Below are 15,796 nucleotides of genomic sequence, written 5' to 3'. Positions count from 1 at the left end.
AGGTTGTTTTATGAATAACGATAATAACTTTCTTGTATTAAAAAATGTCACTAAACGTTTTGGTAAATCTGTTGTGATCGATGATCTCAGTTTAACTATCAAACGAGGTACCATGACAACATTATTAGGGCCTTCTGGTTGCGGTAAAACTACTATTCTCCGTCTTGTTTCTGGCTTAGAACGTCCAACAACAGGCCAGATCTTTATTGATGGTGAAGATGTGACAAAATCATCTATTCAAAGCCGTGATATTTGTATTGTTTTCCAATCCTATGCCCTCTTCCCACATATGTCGATTGCCGATAATGTTGGTTATGGCTTAAAAATGTTAGGCGTTGCTCCTGAAGAGCGTAAACAACGCGTTGAAGAAGCACTAGAATTAGTTGACTTAGCGGGCTTTGGCGATCGTTATGTCGATCAAATTTCAGGTGGCCAACAACAACGTGTTGCTTTAGCTCGAGCTTTAGTCTTAAAACCTAAAGTATTGTTATTTGATGAACCTTTAAGTAACTTAGATGCAAACTTGCGTCGTAGTATGCGTGAAAAGATTCGTGAATTGCAGCAAAAATTTAATATTACTTCACTTTACGTTACCCATGACCAAAGTGAAGCTTTTGCGGTTTCTGATGAAGTTATCGTTATGAATAAAGGAAAAATTATGCAAAAAGCACCTGCAAAAGTGCTTTACCAACGTCCAAATTCTCTTTTCCTTGCTAAATTCATGGGAGAAGCCAGTATCTTAAATGGTAACCTGCAAGGCAACCAAGTGACAATCAATGGATATACACTATCCCTTGAACAAGCTGCTGACTTTAATGTACCAGATGGAGAATGTCTGGTAGGTATTCGTCCTGAAGCAATAATGCTAACCGAACAAGGTTCGCCTGAAACTCGCTGTCAAATTAAATCAGCCGTTTATATGGGTAACCATTGGGAAATTATTATTACTTGGGGTAACGATGAGTTACTTGTTAATCTTGCACCTGAACATTTTAATGCACAAACCAAAGAAGCATATCTTCAGTTCGCAAGCACAGGTATTTTCTTATTAAACAAACAACAATAATCATTAAGGAGTTGTAATGATGTCTATAACATGGAAGAAACTTTCACTTGCTGTATTACTTGCTTCAACAGCAATGACCGTTTCTGCGGCAAAAGTCGAACCTTATACAGAACCAGGTACAAATGCACGTGAAATGTTGCAACAAGCACCAATTCATTGGGTATCAATCGAACAAATCAAAAAAAGCTTGGAAGGAAAAGGGCCGATTAATGTTAGCTTTGATATCGATGATACCGTGTTATTTTCTAGCCCTTGTTTCTATTATGGCCAACAAAAATATTCGCCAAATGGCTTTGAATATTTGAAAAAACAAGAATTTTGGGATGAAGTTAATGCAGGTTGCGATAAATATTCTATTCCAAAAGAAGCGGCTAAAGAGTTGATTAAGATGCACCAAGAACGTGGTGACAGTGTTTACTTTATTACCGGTAGAACAGCAGGTAAAGTTGATGGCGTAACACCAATTCTAGAAAAAGCTCTTGGCGTTAAAAATATGCACCCAGTTGATTTTATGGGTGATCGTCCACGCAAAACAAAATACAACAAAACACCAGCTATCTTAGCTCATAAAATCAGTATTCATTATGGTGATAGTGATGATGATGTGTTAGCAGCGAAAGAAGCAGGAATTCGTGGTATTCGTATTATGCGTGCCCCGAACTCTACTTATTTACCAATGCCAACACTCGGTGGCTATGGTGAAGAAGTATTAATTAACTCAAGTTATTAATCTAACTCATTCCATACTTCGCCCAATGTAAGAAAATCTTGTTTCAACATTGGGCGAATTTTTCCATTATGCATTGCCGCTGCTGGGTGATACATCGGCAATAATAAAAAAGATTGCTCTTTTTTAGTTAGAGATAATAATTGCCCATGTACTTCACTAATTTTTAGATCAGGCAAGAATACTGATAAAGCAATGCGTCCAAAAGGAACAATAATTTTTGGTTGTACTAACCTTATCTCTGCCTGTAACCAATCTGCAAAAGCTGCAATTTCTCGTTGATTAGGATCTCGCTTTTCTGGGCGAAATTTAACCACATTCGTTAAATAAATATTCTCTCTAACTAAACCGATTGAATTCAGCATTTGATCAAAAAATTTACCGCTTGTACCAGCAAAAGGTCCTCGCTCCCACTCATCTTTACCCGGTGCATCGCCGATAAACATAATTTCTGCTTGTGGATTGCCCCACCCAGATACCAGTTGATATTGTGGGAACTGTTGTTGTAAAGCTGTTCGCTGTTGTTCAATACTGAATTCGTTCGTCATATTATTTCTGTTCTTCAGCTAACCATTGTGCAACGCGTTTCGCAAAATAGGTTAAGATGCCATCGGCTCCAGCACGTTTAAAACACACTAAGCCTTCCATAATACTTTCTTTTTCTTTTAACCAACCATTCTGAATGGCAGCCATTTGCATTGCATACTCACCTGATACTTGATAAGCAAATGTCGGCACACCAAAGTGTTGTTTAACTCGCCATACCATATCCAAATATGGCATCCCTGGTTTTACCATCACCATATCTGCACCTTCTTGCAAATCTAAACCAACTTCTTGCAAACCTTCATCACTATTGGCTGGATCAAGTTGATAAGTAAATTTGTTACCACCTTTTAAGTTAGCTGATGAGCCCACTGCATCACGGAATGGACCATAGAAACAAGACGCATATTTTGCAGAATACGCCATAATCAACGTATTAATAAAACCTTTTTCTTCAAGTGCTGCACGAATTGCACCAATACGCCCATCCATCATATCACTTGGTGCAACAACATCAGCACCAGCCTCCGCATGAGAAACAGCCTGTTTCACCAATACTTCGGTTGTAATATCATTTAATACATAACCTGTTTCATCAATAATGCCATCTTGACCATGGGTAGTGAATGGATCTAATGCCACATCAGTCATTACCCCTAAATCAGGATAAGCTTTCTTTAAGGCACGCACTGCACGCTGTGCTAAGCCTTGTGGATTATAAGCTTCTTCTGCCATTAGTGACTTTTTCTCTTGTGGTACTACTGGGAATAAAGCAATCATTGGAACGCCATATTTGACTAATTCACCTGCTTCAATCAGTAATTGATCGATAGTTAAACGTTCCACTCCCGGCATTGATGGTACTGCCTCACGATGATTTTCACCTTCGATCACAAATACTGGATAGATTAAATCATCTACACTTAATTTATTTTCTGCCATTAAACGACGACTAAAATCCTGTTTACGCATTCTACGCATACGACGTACAGGGAATGCTGAAAAAATTTGTTGAGTCATCACAACCTTCCTTATTTAATTAATTGTTCTACAAAATTATTCTTTACTGATAATGGCATAACCGCCAAACAAGTTGGCGGTTATCCAAAAATGAATCAAAATAATTGACTACTCTTCTTCTTTCGGTTGATAGAATCGAGCAAAGAATACGCCGACCTCAAATAAGAGGTACATAGGTACTGCAAGTAATGTTTGAGAAAAGACATCTGGTGGTGTTAATAACATCCCGATGACAAACGCACCAACTAAGATATAAGGGCGTTTTTCTTTTAAGCTAGCTACGCTAACAACACCACTCCAGCATAATAAAATAATCGCTACGGGTACTTCAAAACAGATCCCAAAAGCTAAAAATAGGGTTAATACAAAATCTAAATAGCTGCTAATATCCGTTGCAATCGCAACACTTTCTGGTGCTGTTTTGGTTAAAAATGAAAACACCAATGGGAATACAACATAGTAAGCAAAGGCAACACCAATATAAAACAGTAATGTACTAGATACTAACAATGGATAAATTAAACGTTTTTCGTGCTTATATAATGCTGGGGCGATAAATGCCCACACTTGATACAAGATATAAGGCACAGACAAAAAGATTGCTGTAATTGCGGTTAATTTAATTGGTGTAAAAAATGGTGCAACAATATTAGTTGCAATCATTGTTGAGTTATTTGGTAATTCCTTAATTAAAGGCTCAGAAACAATGTGGTAAATATCATTAGCAAAATAAACTAATGCAATAAACACAATCAACACACAAATAAAACTTTTTAAAATGCGATTGCGTAACTCAACTAAATGGGTAATTAGCGGTTGAGATTCATCAACACTCGGCATAGCCTTCCCTCATTGAACGACAATTATGAATCTTTTTTCTCTTTGTTGGTAATATTTGCTTGCTCAGCACTGGTCATTGGATCATAAGTAGCTAAATCATCACTATGCTGTTCTAAAATCAACTTTTCTTCATCAATTTCAGCTAATTCCGCTTGTTCATCAGGTAACACTTCCGTTGCTGATTGTTCATTAGCTGTTTGAGAAGCTGAAGACGCTGATTCAACAGATGATTTTAACTGTTCAACCGTTTGATTTGCTGCTTGTGTTTGTTGATCCAACTGCTGTTGCATTTTCGCTGCTGACGCTTTTAACTCTTCGACCGTTTTGCTTAACTCAGGGGAAAGAGATGATAGATTAAGATGTTCAGCTTTTTTGATGCTTTCTTGCAGCTCTTGTAGTTTTAATTCTTGTGCCAGCTCTGATTGTACATTATTCGCTAGATTGCGGAGTGTACGAATCCAACTGACTATGGTACGAATAGCCACAGGCAAACGCTGTGGCCCTAATACAACTAAACCGATGACAAAAATCAGAACAAGTTCTGAAAAACCTATATCAAACACGGTTATGCCTGCTCTTTATCTTTGCTTTTTGCTGTTTCGCTAGTCGAGCTGGTTTGTGATTCAATAGATTTCTTAAATTCAGCATCTTTTTCATTATCATCACTCATTGCTTTTTTAAAGCCTTTGACTGATTCACCAAGATCTGAACCTAATGTTTTTAATTTCTTTGTTCCGAAAAGTAATACAACAATTAATACGATAATCAACAGTTGCCAAATACTAATTCCACCCATAATGATACCTCGATAAGTAAAAAAATTTCGTCAAATTATACCGCTACTCTTACCTAGAGACTAGCCATAATCATTGCATTATTTCTGTAAAACCGTTCTTACCAATAAGCCAGTTGCAATCACTAATAAACTCAGACTTAACCAACTTGGCAAAAAAGGATAACCAAACAAACCGCCAAAGAATAGCAAACTCGCTACAATAACGCCATACACACGTTGGGTATTTTTTCGTTGCTGTAACTTAAATTCTCGGCGAATCAACACCAGTTCACGTTTAATCTCTTTCTGTTCCAGCAATGCCTGATGCAACGTTTGTGGAAAAGAAGCAAAATGTTCTCGTAAATAAGGAATATGTGATTGAAAATCACGATACATTTTCTTCACACTAATTTGCTCATTCATCCAGTTTTGCAGGAACGGTTTTGCTGTTTGCCATAAATCTAATTGCGGATAAAGTTGGCGTCCCAAGCCTTCAATATACAATAAAGTTTTTTGCAATAATACTAATTGCGGTTGTACTTGCATCTGGAAACGACGTGCAGTGTTAAATAAATTCAATAACACATGACCAAAAGAAATTTCGGCTAATGGTTTAGAAAAAATTGGCTCACAAACAATTCGGAAAGCCTGTTCAAACTCATCTAAATTCGTATCTTCTGGCACCCAACCTGAATCAATATGTAATTGTGCAACGCGACGATAATCTCGGTTAAAAAAGGCTAAAAAGTTTTCGGCTAAATAACGTTTATCTTCACTATTTAATGTGCCGACAATACCACAATCAATACCAATATACTGTGGTGATTCAGGATGATCATAACTCACAAAAATGTTGCCTGGATGCATATCTGCATGGAAAAAACTATCACGAAAAACTTGGGTAAAAAAGACTTGTACTCCACGCTCCGCTAATAGTTTCATATCTGTTCCGTTGGCTTCTAATGCAGCAATATCAGAAATAGGAATACCATAGATACGTTCCATTACAATCATATTTTTATGACAAAAATCAGGACACATCTCTGGCACATAAAGCATTGAACTATCTAAAAAGTTTTGTCGTAATTGAATTGCATTTGACATCTCTTGGCGTAAATCTAATTCCGCCAACAAGGTTTTCTCATACTCTTGCACAACCTCTACTGGACGTAATCGATATCCTTCTTTGGTTAAACGAGGAATCCATTTTGCAATCCGATACATTAATCCAATATCTAAGGCAATCACAGGTTGAATATCTGGGCGAATAACCTTGAATACGACCTCTTTTCCTGCCAAAGCTTGTTTCGCATTAAATCGCCCTGTATGGACCTGAGCAATTGAAGCGGAAGCTAATGCCTTTTCATCAAAATCATCAAACCATTGTTCAATTTTACCGCCTAATGCCCTCTCAATTTCTGCTCGAGCTAAATCACCTGAAAAAGGTTCTACTTTATCTTGTAATAAAGCCAATTCATCTGCAATTTCTGGTGGAAACAGATCACGACGTGTCGAAAGCATTTGACCAAATTTAATCCATACTGGTCCTAAGGTCTGGAACGCTAACCGTAACCGTAAACCTAAAGATTTATCAGTATGTTCATTTTTGATCCAAAAAAATAGTTTACTTACACAACGGATTGGACGGGTTAATGAAATTTCAGGTAATGCTTCATCTAATCCATATTGCAACATGACCCGAATAATTTGATAGAAACGAAAATACTGTTTTAATTTCATACTGTTCCTGTCAAGCGATTAATTTTAGCTTCAAGACGTTGTAGATCCTGTTCTAAACTGGCAACTTGATCATAAAAATGAACTAAGGCGAGTGTTGGAGCAATAAGTTGCCACTCTTCTGTTAAACGTTCTCCCCAATGGCGTTCACTAGTTTGCAACTGTTTTGTCAACTGTTGTTGTAATTGTTGTACACCTCGGGTCAACATATGTGCAGCCACATCACCTAGGTAAGGTGACAACAATTCCGCGGGATCTTTTTCTAATTGTTCAAATAGTGCTACTGTTTCTTGTAACACTTGTAAATCCCCTTGAAAAACAATTTGTTGACGATTGATAAAATCAGCTAATTGGCTTTTTTGCGGTCGTTGCCACAATACATTCGCATCCGCTGTTACAACACAATCTGCATCACCTTCATAATTGGCTAACACATCAATACGTTGATGAGAAAAAATCAGATACGCATGACCACCTTGTTTAAAAGAAATCGATAGCACTTTTCCATTCAATTTACGTAGATGAGGTTCGATTCCCTCACTACGTTGCATCAAATAATTTAGCCCTTGTTCAAATAAGCCATTCGCAAATTGTGGCAACATAAGCTGTTGTTTAATTGATGAGAGTGTCATAGGCTGCCTTTAAAACTTATAACCACGATGTAACGCTACAATCCCTGCGGTTAAATTGTAATATTGTGTTTGTTCAAATCCAGCATCAATCATCATCTGTTCTAATACAGATTGTTCAGGGTGCATCCGAATAGACTCTGCCAAATAACGATAACTGTCTGCATCATTCACTACGACTTCGCCCACTTTTGGCAAAATATTGAATGAATAAAAGTTATACACTTTACTCAATGGCTCTAAAATTGGTTTAGAAAATTCTAATACTAATAAACGACCACCCGGTTTTAACACACGATACATCGAGCGTAAGGCCTTATCTTTATCCGTTACATTACGCAACCCAAAACTAATTACAATGCAATCGAATGTATTATCTGCAAACGGCAACATTTCCGCATTTGCTTGCACATACTCCACATTCCCCACTACGCCTAAATTACGTAATTTTTCACGGCCAACTTGTAACATAGAATCGTTAATATCAGCCAAAATGACTTGACCAGTTTCCCCAACTAATCGAGAGAATTTTGCTGTAAAATCGCCTGTTCCACCAGCCAGATCTAGCACTTTTTGCCCTTTTCTTACCCCACTACAATCAATGGTAAAACGCTTCCAAACACGATGAATACCAAATGATAAAAGATCGTTCATCAAATCATATTTATCTGCCACAGAATGAAAAACATTAGCAACCAGTTTTTGTTTTTCTGATTTTGCCACTGTTTTAAAACCAAAATGGGTAACATCTTCTCCCATTTCAGTTTGTTGATTTTTATTAAGTTGTTCCATTGACGATCCTTATTTCTTTTCTGGTATCGTTGCTAACAGTTGAGTCAATAACTGCCAATAAGTTGATACTGCTGGAATATGGCAACGCTCGTCTGGTGAGTGCGCTCCTAAAATTGTTGGTCCAATCGACACCATTTCCATTTGTGGATAGACCTTATTAATCAAACCGCACTCTAAACCAGCGTGAATTACTTTAATCACACTCTCCTTACCAAGAATTTGATCATAAAGCGCTTTAGTTTGGCGTACGATTGCTGATTCTGCTTGCGGTTCCCAGCCTGGATAACGTCCAGAAAATTTCACTTCTGCTCCAGCTAAACGACAAACAGAACGAACTAAACTAACCACACTATCTTGTCCATGTTCATTTAATGAACGTGCTAATAAGGTAAATTTAACTTCTTGTTCTCTCGTTTCTAATACACCTAAACTAATCGAACTTTCTACCACATCTGGTAACGCATCACTATAACGTACCACGCCGTTTGGTAAGCTGTTAATTAAATCTAGTAAGGCAAGTGTTTGTGTGTTTGAAATCCCTTGTGTCGCTTTAGCATCAGAAACCTCAAATTGCAATTTGGTTTCCGCTTGTGATAAAGCAGACTGTAATCCAGCTACTAACTGTTGTAAGGTTTGTTTACACAATGCTACCGAATTCGTTGGCACAATAATTGTCGCAAAGGCTTCTCTCGGAATCGCATTACGAACTGAACCACCAGAGATGTCAGCTAAGCGGAAATCTACTTGTTGTGTGGCAAGTTGTTCTAATAATCTTCCTAATAATTTAATTGCATTACCACGATTAAGATGAATTTCTGCGCCTGAATGACCGCCTTTTAAGCCAGTTAATGCTAAATGTAAGGCTTGTTCAGTTTCGCTAACAAATTGCCATTGCACAGGATAACGAATATCAACATCCTCGCCACCTGCACAACCAATATAAATTTCACCTTCATCTTCAGTATCGGTATTAATCATCACGCTACTTTGTAACCAATTTGGTTGCAACCCTAATGCACCTACCATCCCTGTTTCTTCTGTTGCTGTAAGTAATACTTCTAATGCTGGATGGGCAAGATCTTCACTCTCTAATACCGCTAAACAAGATGCCATTCCAATCCCATTATCAGCCCCTAGCGTTGTTCCTTTTGCTTTTACCCAATCACCATCAACATAAGGAATAATTGGATCAGTAAGGAAATTATGCGGTGTATTTTTATTCGCTTGTGGCACCATATCTAAATGTGCTTGTAATGCAACTGGCTGACGATTTTCCATACCTGGTGTTGCAGGTTTACGAATTAAGATATTGCCGGTTTGATCTTGTTCTACCCAGAGTTGTTTTTGTTTTGCCCAATTTATAATGAAATCTGCGAGTGCTTGTTCATGGTGAGATGGATGTGGAATTGAACAGATGGTTGCAAACCATTTCCAGATAAGTTTTGGTGATAATTCAGTAATTGACGACATAAAACTCCCTCGAATATCGTAATTTTTATCCAAAATAAAAAGAAATTGCGTTAAATGATAGCACGAAAAACAATTTCAGGTTATCCTTACGCAATTTTATTTATCACTTCAAATCAAAAACATAAGGTATAGTTATTATGAGCGAAAAATACGTTGTTACTTGGGATATGTTTCATATGCACGCACGCAAACTTTCTGAACGTTTGCTTCCGGCATCTCAATGGAAAGGTATTATTGCTGTAAGTCGTGGTGGTTTATTCCCTGCTGCTGTTATTGCACGTGAATTAGGTATTCGTTTAGTCGAAACTGTATGTATTGCAAGCTATGATCATGATCAACAAGGTACATTAAAAGTATTACACCGTGCAGAAGGTGATGGCGAAGGTTTTATTGTAGTAGATGATTTAGTTGATACAGGTAATACTGCACGTGCAATTCGTGAAATGTATCCAAAAGCAAAATTTGTTACTGTGTTTGCTAAACCAACTGGTGCACCATTAGTTGATGATTATATTGTTGATATTCCACAAAATACTTGGATCGAACAACCTTGGGATATGGGTATTACCTTTGTTCCACCTCTCTCTCGTAAATAATTTTAAGCAAAAGATATTTGGAGTTGCTTATGTATTTAGCACAAATTAAAGCAGAACTTACGCAAGCTGCTGATGTATTAGATAAATTTTTATCTGATGATAGAAATATTCAACTCATCCAAGATGCCGCATTATTAATTGCTAATAGCTTTAAGCAAGGCGGGAAAGTGTTAAGCTGTGGTAATGGTGGTTCACACTGTGATGCGATGCACTTTGCTGAAGAATTGACGGGGCGTTATCGTGAAAATCGTCCAGGTTATCCTGCCATTGCAATTTCTGATGTTAGCCATTTAAGCTGTGTAAGTAATGACTTTGGTTATGATTATGTCTTTTCACGTTATGTAGAAGCAGTGGGACAGCAAGGCGATGTGTTATTTGGTTTATCCACTTCTGGTAACTCTAAAAATGTATTAAATGCTATTGAAGCAGCCAAAGCCAAAGGTATGAAAGTTATTGCTTTAACTGGTAAAGATGGCGGTAAAATGGCAGGTTTAGCTGATGTTGAAATTCGAGTTCCTCATTTTGGCTATGCTGATCGCATTCAAGAAATTCACATTAAGGTAATTCATATCTTAATGATGTTAATTGAGTTTGAAATGGCGAAAGATAACGCCTAATTAATTTATCTGTATCTAGGGGAGAAGTTCTCCCCTAATTTTTTGTCTATTGATTGTTTGAGTTGGCACACCATAATGAAAGTCTTTTCCTCTTTATTGCAACGTATTACATTAAGACAATTCTTTATCATTATTCTTGCCCTAGTTGTTCTCTATTTTGCCTCACTCTTTATGCTGATGGGCAGTGGTAAGCAAGTAGAACTACAAGATGTTTTATTGCTCGCAGCATTAATCCTAATTTTTAATGCTTCACGGATTGCTTTTTACGCCATTGTAATTCCTATTGCTTTAGCCTATACCCTTTATGCCCCCGTTGGATTAATGTTTGGCGAACCGAATTATCAATATCTGGCTTCTGTATTAGCAACAAATATCGCTGAAGGTACTGAATTTTTACAACAAATTCCACTTAAATATTATGCGATGGCGATAGCTATTATTCCGTTATTGCTCTTTTTTCGTTATCTCACACAACGTTTCCAACTCAAATTTTATCGGAATAAAACTCTACTCTGTCTAATCCTTTTCTTTGCCTTGGTAAATCAAACGCCATTTGCCTTTTTCCATACTTTTTTCACTGCTGCGGGTCAAGTGAAAGATGAACTATTCAAACTTAATCAATTACAGTTAGAAAGTGAATGGGGACCAGCAAAATTCTCAGGTAAATATAAAAATTATGTCTTAGTTATTGGGGAAAGTGTCAGACGAGATTACTTACATGCTTATGGCTATCCGATCGAAAATACTCCATTTATTGAAAAAACAAATGGTGTATTAGTGGATGGTTTCGAATCCGCCGGTAGTAATACTATTGCCTCACTACGTTTGATGCTGACAAAACCAGATACTAAACGTTGGGCACCAAATTATTCACTCACTTTGATCGATCTAATTAAGGCCTCAGGTGTCAAAACTTATTGGATTTCAAATCAAGGCTTCTTAGGTGAATTTGATACGCCAATCACCGCCATTGCCAATTTAAATGATGAAAGATATTTTATTGCTAATAATGACTCTATTCATAATGATTCTAGCGATTTCGAATTATTAGCCCCTTTTAAACAGGTCTTACAACAAAAAACCGATCAAGCCAAATTTATTGTTTTGCATCTTTATGGTTCTCATCCTAAAGCGTGTGATCGAATTAAAGATTATAAAAATATTGCACCAGTGAAAAATAAAAAATATCAATATTTAAGCTGTTATGTTTCTTCGATTAAGAAAACAGATGATCTTTTGGCTCAAGTTTATCAAGCTTTACAACAGCAATATCAAACTGAACAGCAACCATTCACAATGATCTATTTTGCTGATCATGGCTTAGCTCATAAAACCATTGATGGAGAAATTCTGTTCTTTAATAATGCAGGAAGCCCATTACACCATGATGTTCCGCTATTTATGACCTCATCCGATAGCCAACAACATACTAAATGTAAGAGCTTTAAATCAGGATTAAACTTTACAGAATCTATTGCGAATTGGATGCAAATTACTAATGAAAAAGTTTCCCCACAATTTGATTTATTTAATTGCAAAGATGATCCTGATGACTACGGCTTAGAAGGCCGTTTACCAAAAACAAAACGTGATCCTGCAATTGATATTCGTGGAAAATAATCTTTGCTTCGCAGTAAATTTCGATGTATCAATTTACTGCGAATAACTAAATAATCTAACTCATTGTTTAGAGGATAATACAATGCGAATTCTATTAGTTGAAGATGACCCGATGATTGCCAACGCTTTATCAGAAAGCCTAAAAGATGCCAGTTATGCAGTCGATTGGGTAGAAAATGGTGAATTAGCATTAGCTGCTGTCAAGGCACAACCTTATGATCTCGTATTGTTAGATTTAGGTTTACCTAAAAAAGATGGATTAGTTGTCTTAGCCCAATTACGCCAACAGCAATACCGTTTTCCAATTATTATTCTCACTGCAAGGGATGATCTACCTAGTCGATTGCAGGGATTAGACGGTGGAGCAGATGATTATATTATCAAACCATTTGATATGGCGGAATTACTCGCTCGTATCCGTGTAGCACTACGTAAACAAAGCGAACACCTTACTTCAGAGCTTTGTTACGGCACATTAAAACTTAATCTGAAAACCTATCAAGTGCAGCAATTAACAACCAATGATATTCACCAATTAACCAACAAAGAGTTTGCGATTCTACAAGTCTTATTACAACATCCAGGTGTTATTTATTCTCGTAGTGATTTGGAAGATAAAATTTATGGATGGGGTGAAGAGGTAGAGAGTAATGCCGTTGATTTTTTAATTCATTCATTAAGAAAAAAACTCGGCAAAGAAGCAATTAAAAATATTCGAGGTGTCGGTTGGACTATTCCAAAATAACCAATCTCCTACGTAAATGGCGTTCTTCAATTCAGGCGAAGTTAACCGTTACGTTGGTCATTGTTACCTTATTAACTGCAGGAATTACAGGCATTACTACCGCATATAATGCTTTTTATGCTGCCTATCAATTACAAGATGATTGGCTGATTCAAACAGCTCGTTTCGTTTCTTTGCGTAGTGCATTAGCTGAAGAAATGCCATTAAATAACGATGATAACCAAATCTATGTGCAAACTTCATTAACTCCACCTCGTGATAAGTATTTTATTCCATTCTTAAATCAAATGTATGAAGGTTTCTATACCATCAGAATTAATAAGAAAGAGTTCCGTGTTTATGTAAGACAAATTAAGACCTTACGTATCGCAGTGATGCAAGAAACTGAATTCAGAACCAAAAAAGCGATTGAGTCCACGTGGGAAACCATATTGCCATTTTTAATTTTTATTCCTTTAGTTATCTTATTGGGTATTTTAGTCATTAACTTTACTTTTATCCCTTTACGCCGTTTATCTACATTAATCAAACAGCGTAATGAAAATGATCTCAGTGTCATTCCATTAGCTAACACACCTTATGAAGTGCATAGTTTTATTAATGCTATCAATCACCTACTGAAAAAAGTAGATAAATCAGTGAAAGAACAACAGCAATTTATTGCCAATGCAGCCCATGAATTACGTTCTCCAATGACAGTACTTTCTTTGCAGGCAGAACGCCTTACCGCCCATACCGTTCCAACAGAAACTAAACAACAAATTGAACAGCTTGTCATAGCTATTCAACGCAATCGCCATCTATTGGATCAATTACTCTCTTTTGCTCGTAGTCAAGCACAACAATCATCTTCAGATATCGGGCTAATCTCAATTAAAAATACATTTAAACAAGTAATTGAAACGTTATTACCTCTCGCTGAACAAAAAGACATTGATATTGGGGTCATTACAGAACAAGACTATATGCTCAAAATTAGTGAAACTGATTTATTTACGATTATAAAAATTCTTGTTGAAAATGCGATTTTATATTCCCCAGTCGGTAGTCTTGTTGATCTTGCAGTAACAAAAACCGATCAAAAAATTGTAATTAGTGTTGAAGATAATGGCTTGGGTATGCCTGCTGAAGAATACGATAAAGTGCTAAAACCTTTTTATCGCATACTAGGTACCCAACAGCAGGGAACTGGCTTAGGATTAGCGATTGCTAATACTTTAGTTCAACATTATCAAGGAACTATCCAATTAAAACCAGCGTTACAATATGAACATGGCTTGAGAATTGAAATTACATTTCTTGAGAAGAAATAGGGAATTTAAACAAAATTCCCCTTACTTATAATTATTCCATTACATTCTGATTATTAATCTTTTGCTTATATTCCACACCCCAATCAAATAACGCTTGAATAATTGGCTCCATAGATGCACCTAATGGTGTCAGAGTATATTCTACACGTGGCGGTACTTCTGCATACACTGTCCGTTTCACTAAGCCATCATTTTCTAAACTGCGTAACTGTAAAGTAAGAGTACGTTGCGTAATATTTCGACACAGTTTTTGTAATTCATTAAATCGTTTAGTCCCACCTAATAGCCGATATAAAATCACCCCTTTCCATTTTCCACCAATAATGTCTAATGCAATTTCAATAGGACAAGGTTGATCCGAACAATTAGGGGTCATAGTATGTGCATTTATTTCTTCTGATTGCATAGTCTGTGCTCCAAACTTTTTATTCATCATTAATGGCAAACCCAATAGTATAAAAATGATATTTAAGTAAAATTAAGTATATTATATATTACTTCTGTACGTACTTTCCATTATTGTTATATGGTGATATAGTGCCCGCCTAATTTGTTAAACACAAAAGGTGATAATAAGATGAATAATGTAGATGTACTTAAACCTTTCCAATTTCGTTATGCTTGTAAAAAATTTAATCCTAATAAAATTATTAGTGAACAAGATTTCCAAACACTTCTAGAAGTAGCTCGCCTTTCTCCAAGTTCTTTTGGATTTGAGCCTTGGAAATTCCTCGTCATTGAAAAACAAGCTATTAAAGATAAACTTGCTCCCGTAGCATGGGGTGCAAAAAGAAGCCTTGAGGGAGCAAGTCACTTTGTCATTATCTTAGCGCGTAAACAAGATGACGTTCGTTATGGTTCAGCTTATTTAGAGCATATCATGACCGATATTCAGCATAAACCACGTGAAATTATTGAAAAAATGAGCAGTTTATTCAAAGAGTGGCAAACCAAAGACTTTGCTATCGCAAGCAGCGATACCAGTTTATTTGACTGGGCAAGTAAACAAACATATATTGCTATGGCAAATATGATGACTGCGGCAGCTATGATGGGAATTGATTCTTGTCCAATCGAAGGATTTAATCGTGAAGCAGTTGAAAATATTTTAATCGAAGAAGGTGTTTTAGATCCGCAACACTTTGGTGTATCTGTGATGGTTGGCTTTGGTTATCGTGATGAAGAACAACCGGCTAAAACTCGTCAAGCACTCCAAGATATTGTTCAATGGGTTAAATAATCAATCAATAAGGCTAGGGTAGTTGAACTGCCCTAACCTTTATAACTTTAAAATATTCCTAAA

At 36.6% G+C, this 15,796-nt stretch carries 18 protein-coding genes; 8 read left to right on the top strand and 10 right to left on the bottom strand.

Annotated features, from left to right (window positions below):
- Positions 1–10: 10 nt before the first annotated feature.
- Both fbpC and aphA read left to right on the top strand, forming a co-directional pair.
- Positions 11–1,066 (top strand): ferric ABC transporter ATP-binding protein, encoded by a 1,056-nt coding sequence (fbpC, locus tag QV06_RS04645; RefSeq protein ID WP_065237148.1) that lies wholly within the window; start codon positions 11–13, stop codon positions 1,064–1,066.
- 16 nt (positions 1,067–1,082) lie between these two features.
- Positions 1,083–1,796, top strand: coding sequence for an acid phosphatase AphA (gene aphA, locus QV06_RS04640; protein WP_065234809.1), 714 nt, complete (start codon positions 1,083–1,085; stop codon positions 1,794–1,796).
- Here aphA and QV06_RS04635 read toward each other — a convergent pair.
- The 9 genes from QV06_RS04635 to QV06_RS04595 form a co-directional block, all read right to left on the bottom strand.
- On the bottom strand, positions 1,793–2,341 hold the full coding sequence (locus tag QV06_RS04635) for a uracil-DNA glycosylase (RefSeq protein WP_065237147.1): 549 nt from the start codon (positions 2,339–2,341) through the stop codon (positions 1,793–1,795). The two genes, aphA and QV06_RS04635, sit on opposite strands and share 4 nt — an antisense overlap.
- A 1-nt stretch (position 2,342) precedes the next feature.
- Positions 2,343–3,359 carry a porphobilinogen synthase gene (hemB, locus tag QV06_RS04630; protein ID WP_065237146.1) on the bottom strand — a complete coding sequence of 339 codons (1,017 nt, stop codon included), beginning with the start codon at positions 3,357–3,359 and terminating at the stop codon, positions 2,343–2,345.
- 108 nt (positions 3,360–3,467) lie between these two features.
- Entirely contained in the window at positions 3,468–4,199 is a 732-nt protein-coding gene (gene tatC / locus QV06_RS04625) for a twin-arginine translocase subunit TatC (protein ID WP_065234812.1), read from the bottom strand.
- Positions 4,200–4,222: 23 nt separating this feature from the next.
- The gene (gene tatB / locus QV06_RS04620) at positions 4,223–4,762 is read right to left on the bottom strand and encodes a Sec-independent protein translocase protein TatB (protein ID WP_065237145.1); all 540 of its coding nucleotides are present in this window, start codon (positions 4,760–4,762) and stop codon (positions 4,223–4,225) included.
- A gap of 2 nt (positions 4,763–4,764) precedes the next feature.
- Positions 4,765–4,995: a Sec-independent protein translocase subunit TatA gene (gene tatA / locus QV06_RS04615; protein ID WP_065234814.1), complete on the bottom strand. Its 231-nt coding sequence runs from the start codon at positions 4,993–4,995 to the stop codon at positions 4,765–4,767.
- Positions 4,996–5,073: 78 nt separating this feature from the next.
- Positions 5,074–6,714 carry a ubiquinone biosynthesis regulatory protein kinase UbiB gene (gene ubiB, locus QV06_RS04610; RefSeq protein WP_065237144.1) on the bottom strand — a complete coding sequence of 547 codons (1,641 nt, stop codon included), beginning with the start codon at positions 6,712–6,714 and terminating at the stop codon, positions 5,074–5,076.
- Positions 6,711–7,343 carry a ubiquinone biosynthesis accessory factor UbiJ gene (locus QV06_RS04605; protein WP_065237143.1) on the bottom strand — a complete coding sequence of 211 codons (633 nt, stop codon included), beginning with the start codon at positions 7,341–7,343 and terminating at the stop codon, positions 6,711–6,713. The genes ubiB and QV06_RS04605 overlap by 4 nt, the downstream gene beginning before the upstream one ends.
- 9 nt (positions 7,344–7,352) lie before the next feature.
- The gene (gene ubiE, locus QV06_RS04600) at positions 7,353–8,132 is read right to left on the bottom strand and encodes a bifunctional demethylmenaquinone methyltransferase/2-methoxy-6-polyprenyl-1,4-benzoquinol methylase UbiE (protein ID WP_065237142.1); all 780 of its coding nucleotides are present in this window, start codon (positions 8,130–8,132) and stop codon (positions 7,353–7,355) included.
- Positions 8,133–8,141: 9 nt separating this feature from the next.
- Entirely contained in the window at positions 8,142–9,602 is a 1,461-nt protein-coding gene (locus QV06_RS04595) for an aminoacyl-histidine dipeptidase (RefSeq protein ID WP_065237141.1), read from the bottom strand.
- A 137-nt stretch (positions 9,603–9,739) separates the two neighbouring features.
- On the opposite strand from QV06_RS04595, the gene gpt reads away from it, so the two are divergent.
- The 5 genes from gpt (at position 9,740) to QV06_RS04570 (ending at position 14,493) form a co-directional block, all read left to right on the top strand.
- Positions 9,740–10,198, top strand: coding sequence for a xanthine phosphoribosyltransferase (gene gpt, locus QV06_RS04590; RefSeq protein WP_065234819.1), 459 nt, complete (start codon positions 9,740–9,742; stop codon positions 10,196–10,198).
- 29 nt (positions 10,199–10,227) lie between these two features.
- Positions 10,228–10,815, top strand: coding sequence for a D-sedoheptulose 7-phosphate isomerase (lpcA, locus tag QV06_RS04585; protein WP_065237140.1), 588 nt, complete (start codon positions 10,228–10,230; stop codon positions 10,813–10,815).
- A gap of 75 nt (positions 10,816–10,890) precedes the next feature.
- Complete coding sequence (locus tag QV06_RS04580; RefSeq protein ID WP_065237139.1) at positions 10,891–12,435, top strand: phosphoethanolamine transferase; 1,545 nt, start codon at positions 10,891–10,893, stop codon at positions 12,433–12,435.
- A gap of 82 nt (positions 12,436–12,517) precedes the next feature.
- The gene (locus QV06_RS04575; RefSeq protein WP_065237138.1) at positions 12,518–13,180 is read left to right on the top strand and encodes a response regulator transcription factor; all 663 of its coding nucleotides are present in this window, start codon (positions 12,518–12,520) and stop codon (positions 13,178–13,180) included.
- Positions 13,162–14,493, top strand: a complete 1,332-nt coding sequence (locus tag QV06_RS04570; protein WP_065237137.1) for a sensor histidine kinase — start codon at positions 13,162–13,164, stop codon at positions 14,491–14,493. Before QV06_RS04575 ends, QV06_RS04570 begins: the two co-directional genes overlap by 19 nt.
- Positions 14,494–14,524: 31 nt before the next feature.
- Here QV06_RS04570 and QV06_RS04565 read toward each other — a convergent pair whose 3' ends face one another.
- Positions 14,525–14,899, bottom strand: a complete 375-nt coding sequence (locus QV06_RS04565; RefSeq protein ID WP_348536857.1) for a winged helix-turn-helix transcriptional regulator — start codon at positions 14,897–14,899, stop codon at positions 14,525–14,527.
- A 171-nt stretch (positions 14,900–15,070) separates the two neighbouring features.
- On the opposite strand from QV06_RS04565, the gene QV06_RS04560 reads away from it, so the two are divergent.
- Positions 15,071–15,733 (top strand): NAD(P)H-dependent oxidoreductase, encoded by a 663-nt coding sequence (locus QV06_RS04560; protein ID WP_065237136.1) that lies wholly within the window; start codon positions 15,071–15,073, stop codon positions 15,731–15,733.
- Positions 15,734–15,796 lie beyond the last annotated feature (63 nt).

Origin of the sequence: Gallibacterium genomosp. 3 (genome assembly GCF_001678475.1) — a bacterium.
GTDB classification, from domain to species: domain Bacteria; phylum Pseudomonadota; class Gammaproteobacteria; order Enterobacterales; family Pasteurellaceae; genus Gallibacterium; species Gallibacterium faecale.
This window is presented reverse-complemented; position numbering and strand designations above follow the sequence as displayed.

Bases quoted from the DNA above. Each gene is read 5' to 3' on its own strand.
- QV06_RS04575 (WP_065237138.1), top strand. From the start codon at position 12,518: ATGCGAATTCTATTAGTTGAAGATGACCCGATGATTGCCAACGCTTTA.
- tatA (WP_065234814.1), bottom strand. From the start codon at position 4,995: ATGGGTGGAATTAGTATTTGGCAACTGTTGATTATCGTATTAATTGTT.
- gpt (WP_065234819.1), top strand. From the start codon at position 9,740: ATGAGCGAAAAATACGTTGTTACTTGGGATATGTTTCATATGCACGCA.
- fbpC (WP_065237148.1), top strand. From the start codon at position 11: ATGAATAACGATAATAACTTTCTTGTATTAAAAAATGTCACTAAACGT.
- aphA (WP_065234809.1), top strand. From the start codon at position 1,083: ATGATGTCTATAACATGGAAGAAACTTTCACTTGCTGTATTACTTGCT.
- QV06_RS04560 (WP_065237136.1), top strand. From the start codon at position 15,071: ATGAATAATGTAGATGTACTTAAACCTTTCCAATTTCGTTATGCTTGT.
- QV06_RS04605 (WP_065237143.1), bottom strand. From the start codon at position 7,343: ATGACACTCTCATCAATTAAACAACAGCTTATGTTGCCACAATTTGCG.
- QV06_RS04635 (WP_065237147.1), bottom strand. From the start codon at position 2,341: ATGACGAACGAATTCAGTATTGAACAACAGCGAACAGCTTTACAACAA.
- QV06_RS04580 (WP_065237139.1), top strand. From the start codon at position 10,891: ATGAAAGTCTTTTCCTCTTTATTGCAACGTATTACATTAAGACAATTC.
- ubiE (WP_065237142.1), bottom strand. From the start codon at position 8,132: ATGGAACAACTTAATAAAAATCAACAAACTGAAATGGGAGAAGATGTT.
- lpcA (WP_065237140.1), top strand. From the start codon at position 10,228: ATGTATTTAGCACAAATTAAAGCAGAACTTACGCAAGCTGCTGATGTA.
- tatC (WP_065234812.1), bottom strand. From the start codon at position 4,199: ATGCCGAGTGTTGATGAATCTCAACCGCTAATTACCCATTTAGTTGAG.
- QV06_RS04565 (WP_348536857.1), bottom strand. From the start codon at position 14,899: ATGCAATCAGAAGAAATAAATGCACATACTATGACCCCTAATTGTTCG.
- ubiB (WP_065237144.1), bottom strand. From the start codon at position 6,714: ATGAAATTAAAACAGTATTTTCGTTTCTATCAAATTATTCGGGTCATG.
- hemB (WP_065237146.1), bottom strand. From the start codon at position 3,359: ATGACTCAACAAATTTTTTCAGCATTCCCTGTACGTCGTATGCGTAGA.
- QV06_RS04595 (WP_065237141.1), bottom strand. From the start codon at position 9,602: ATGTCGTCAATTACTGAATTATCACCAAAACTTATCTGGAAATGGTTT.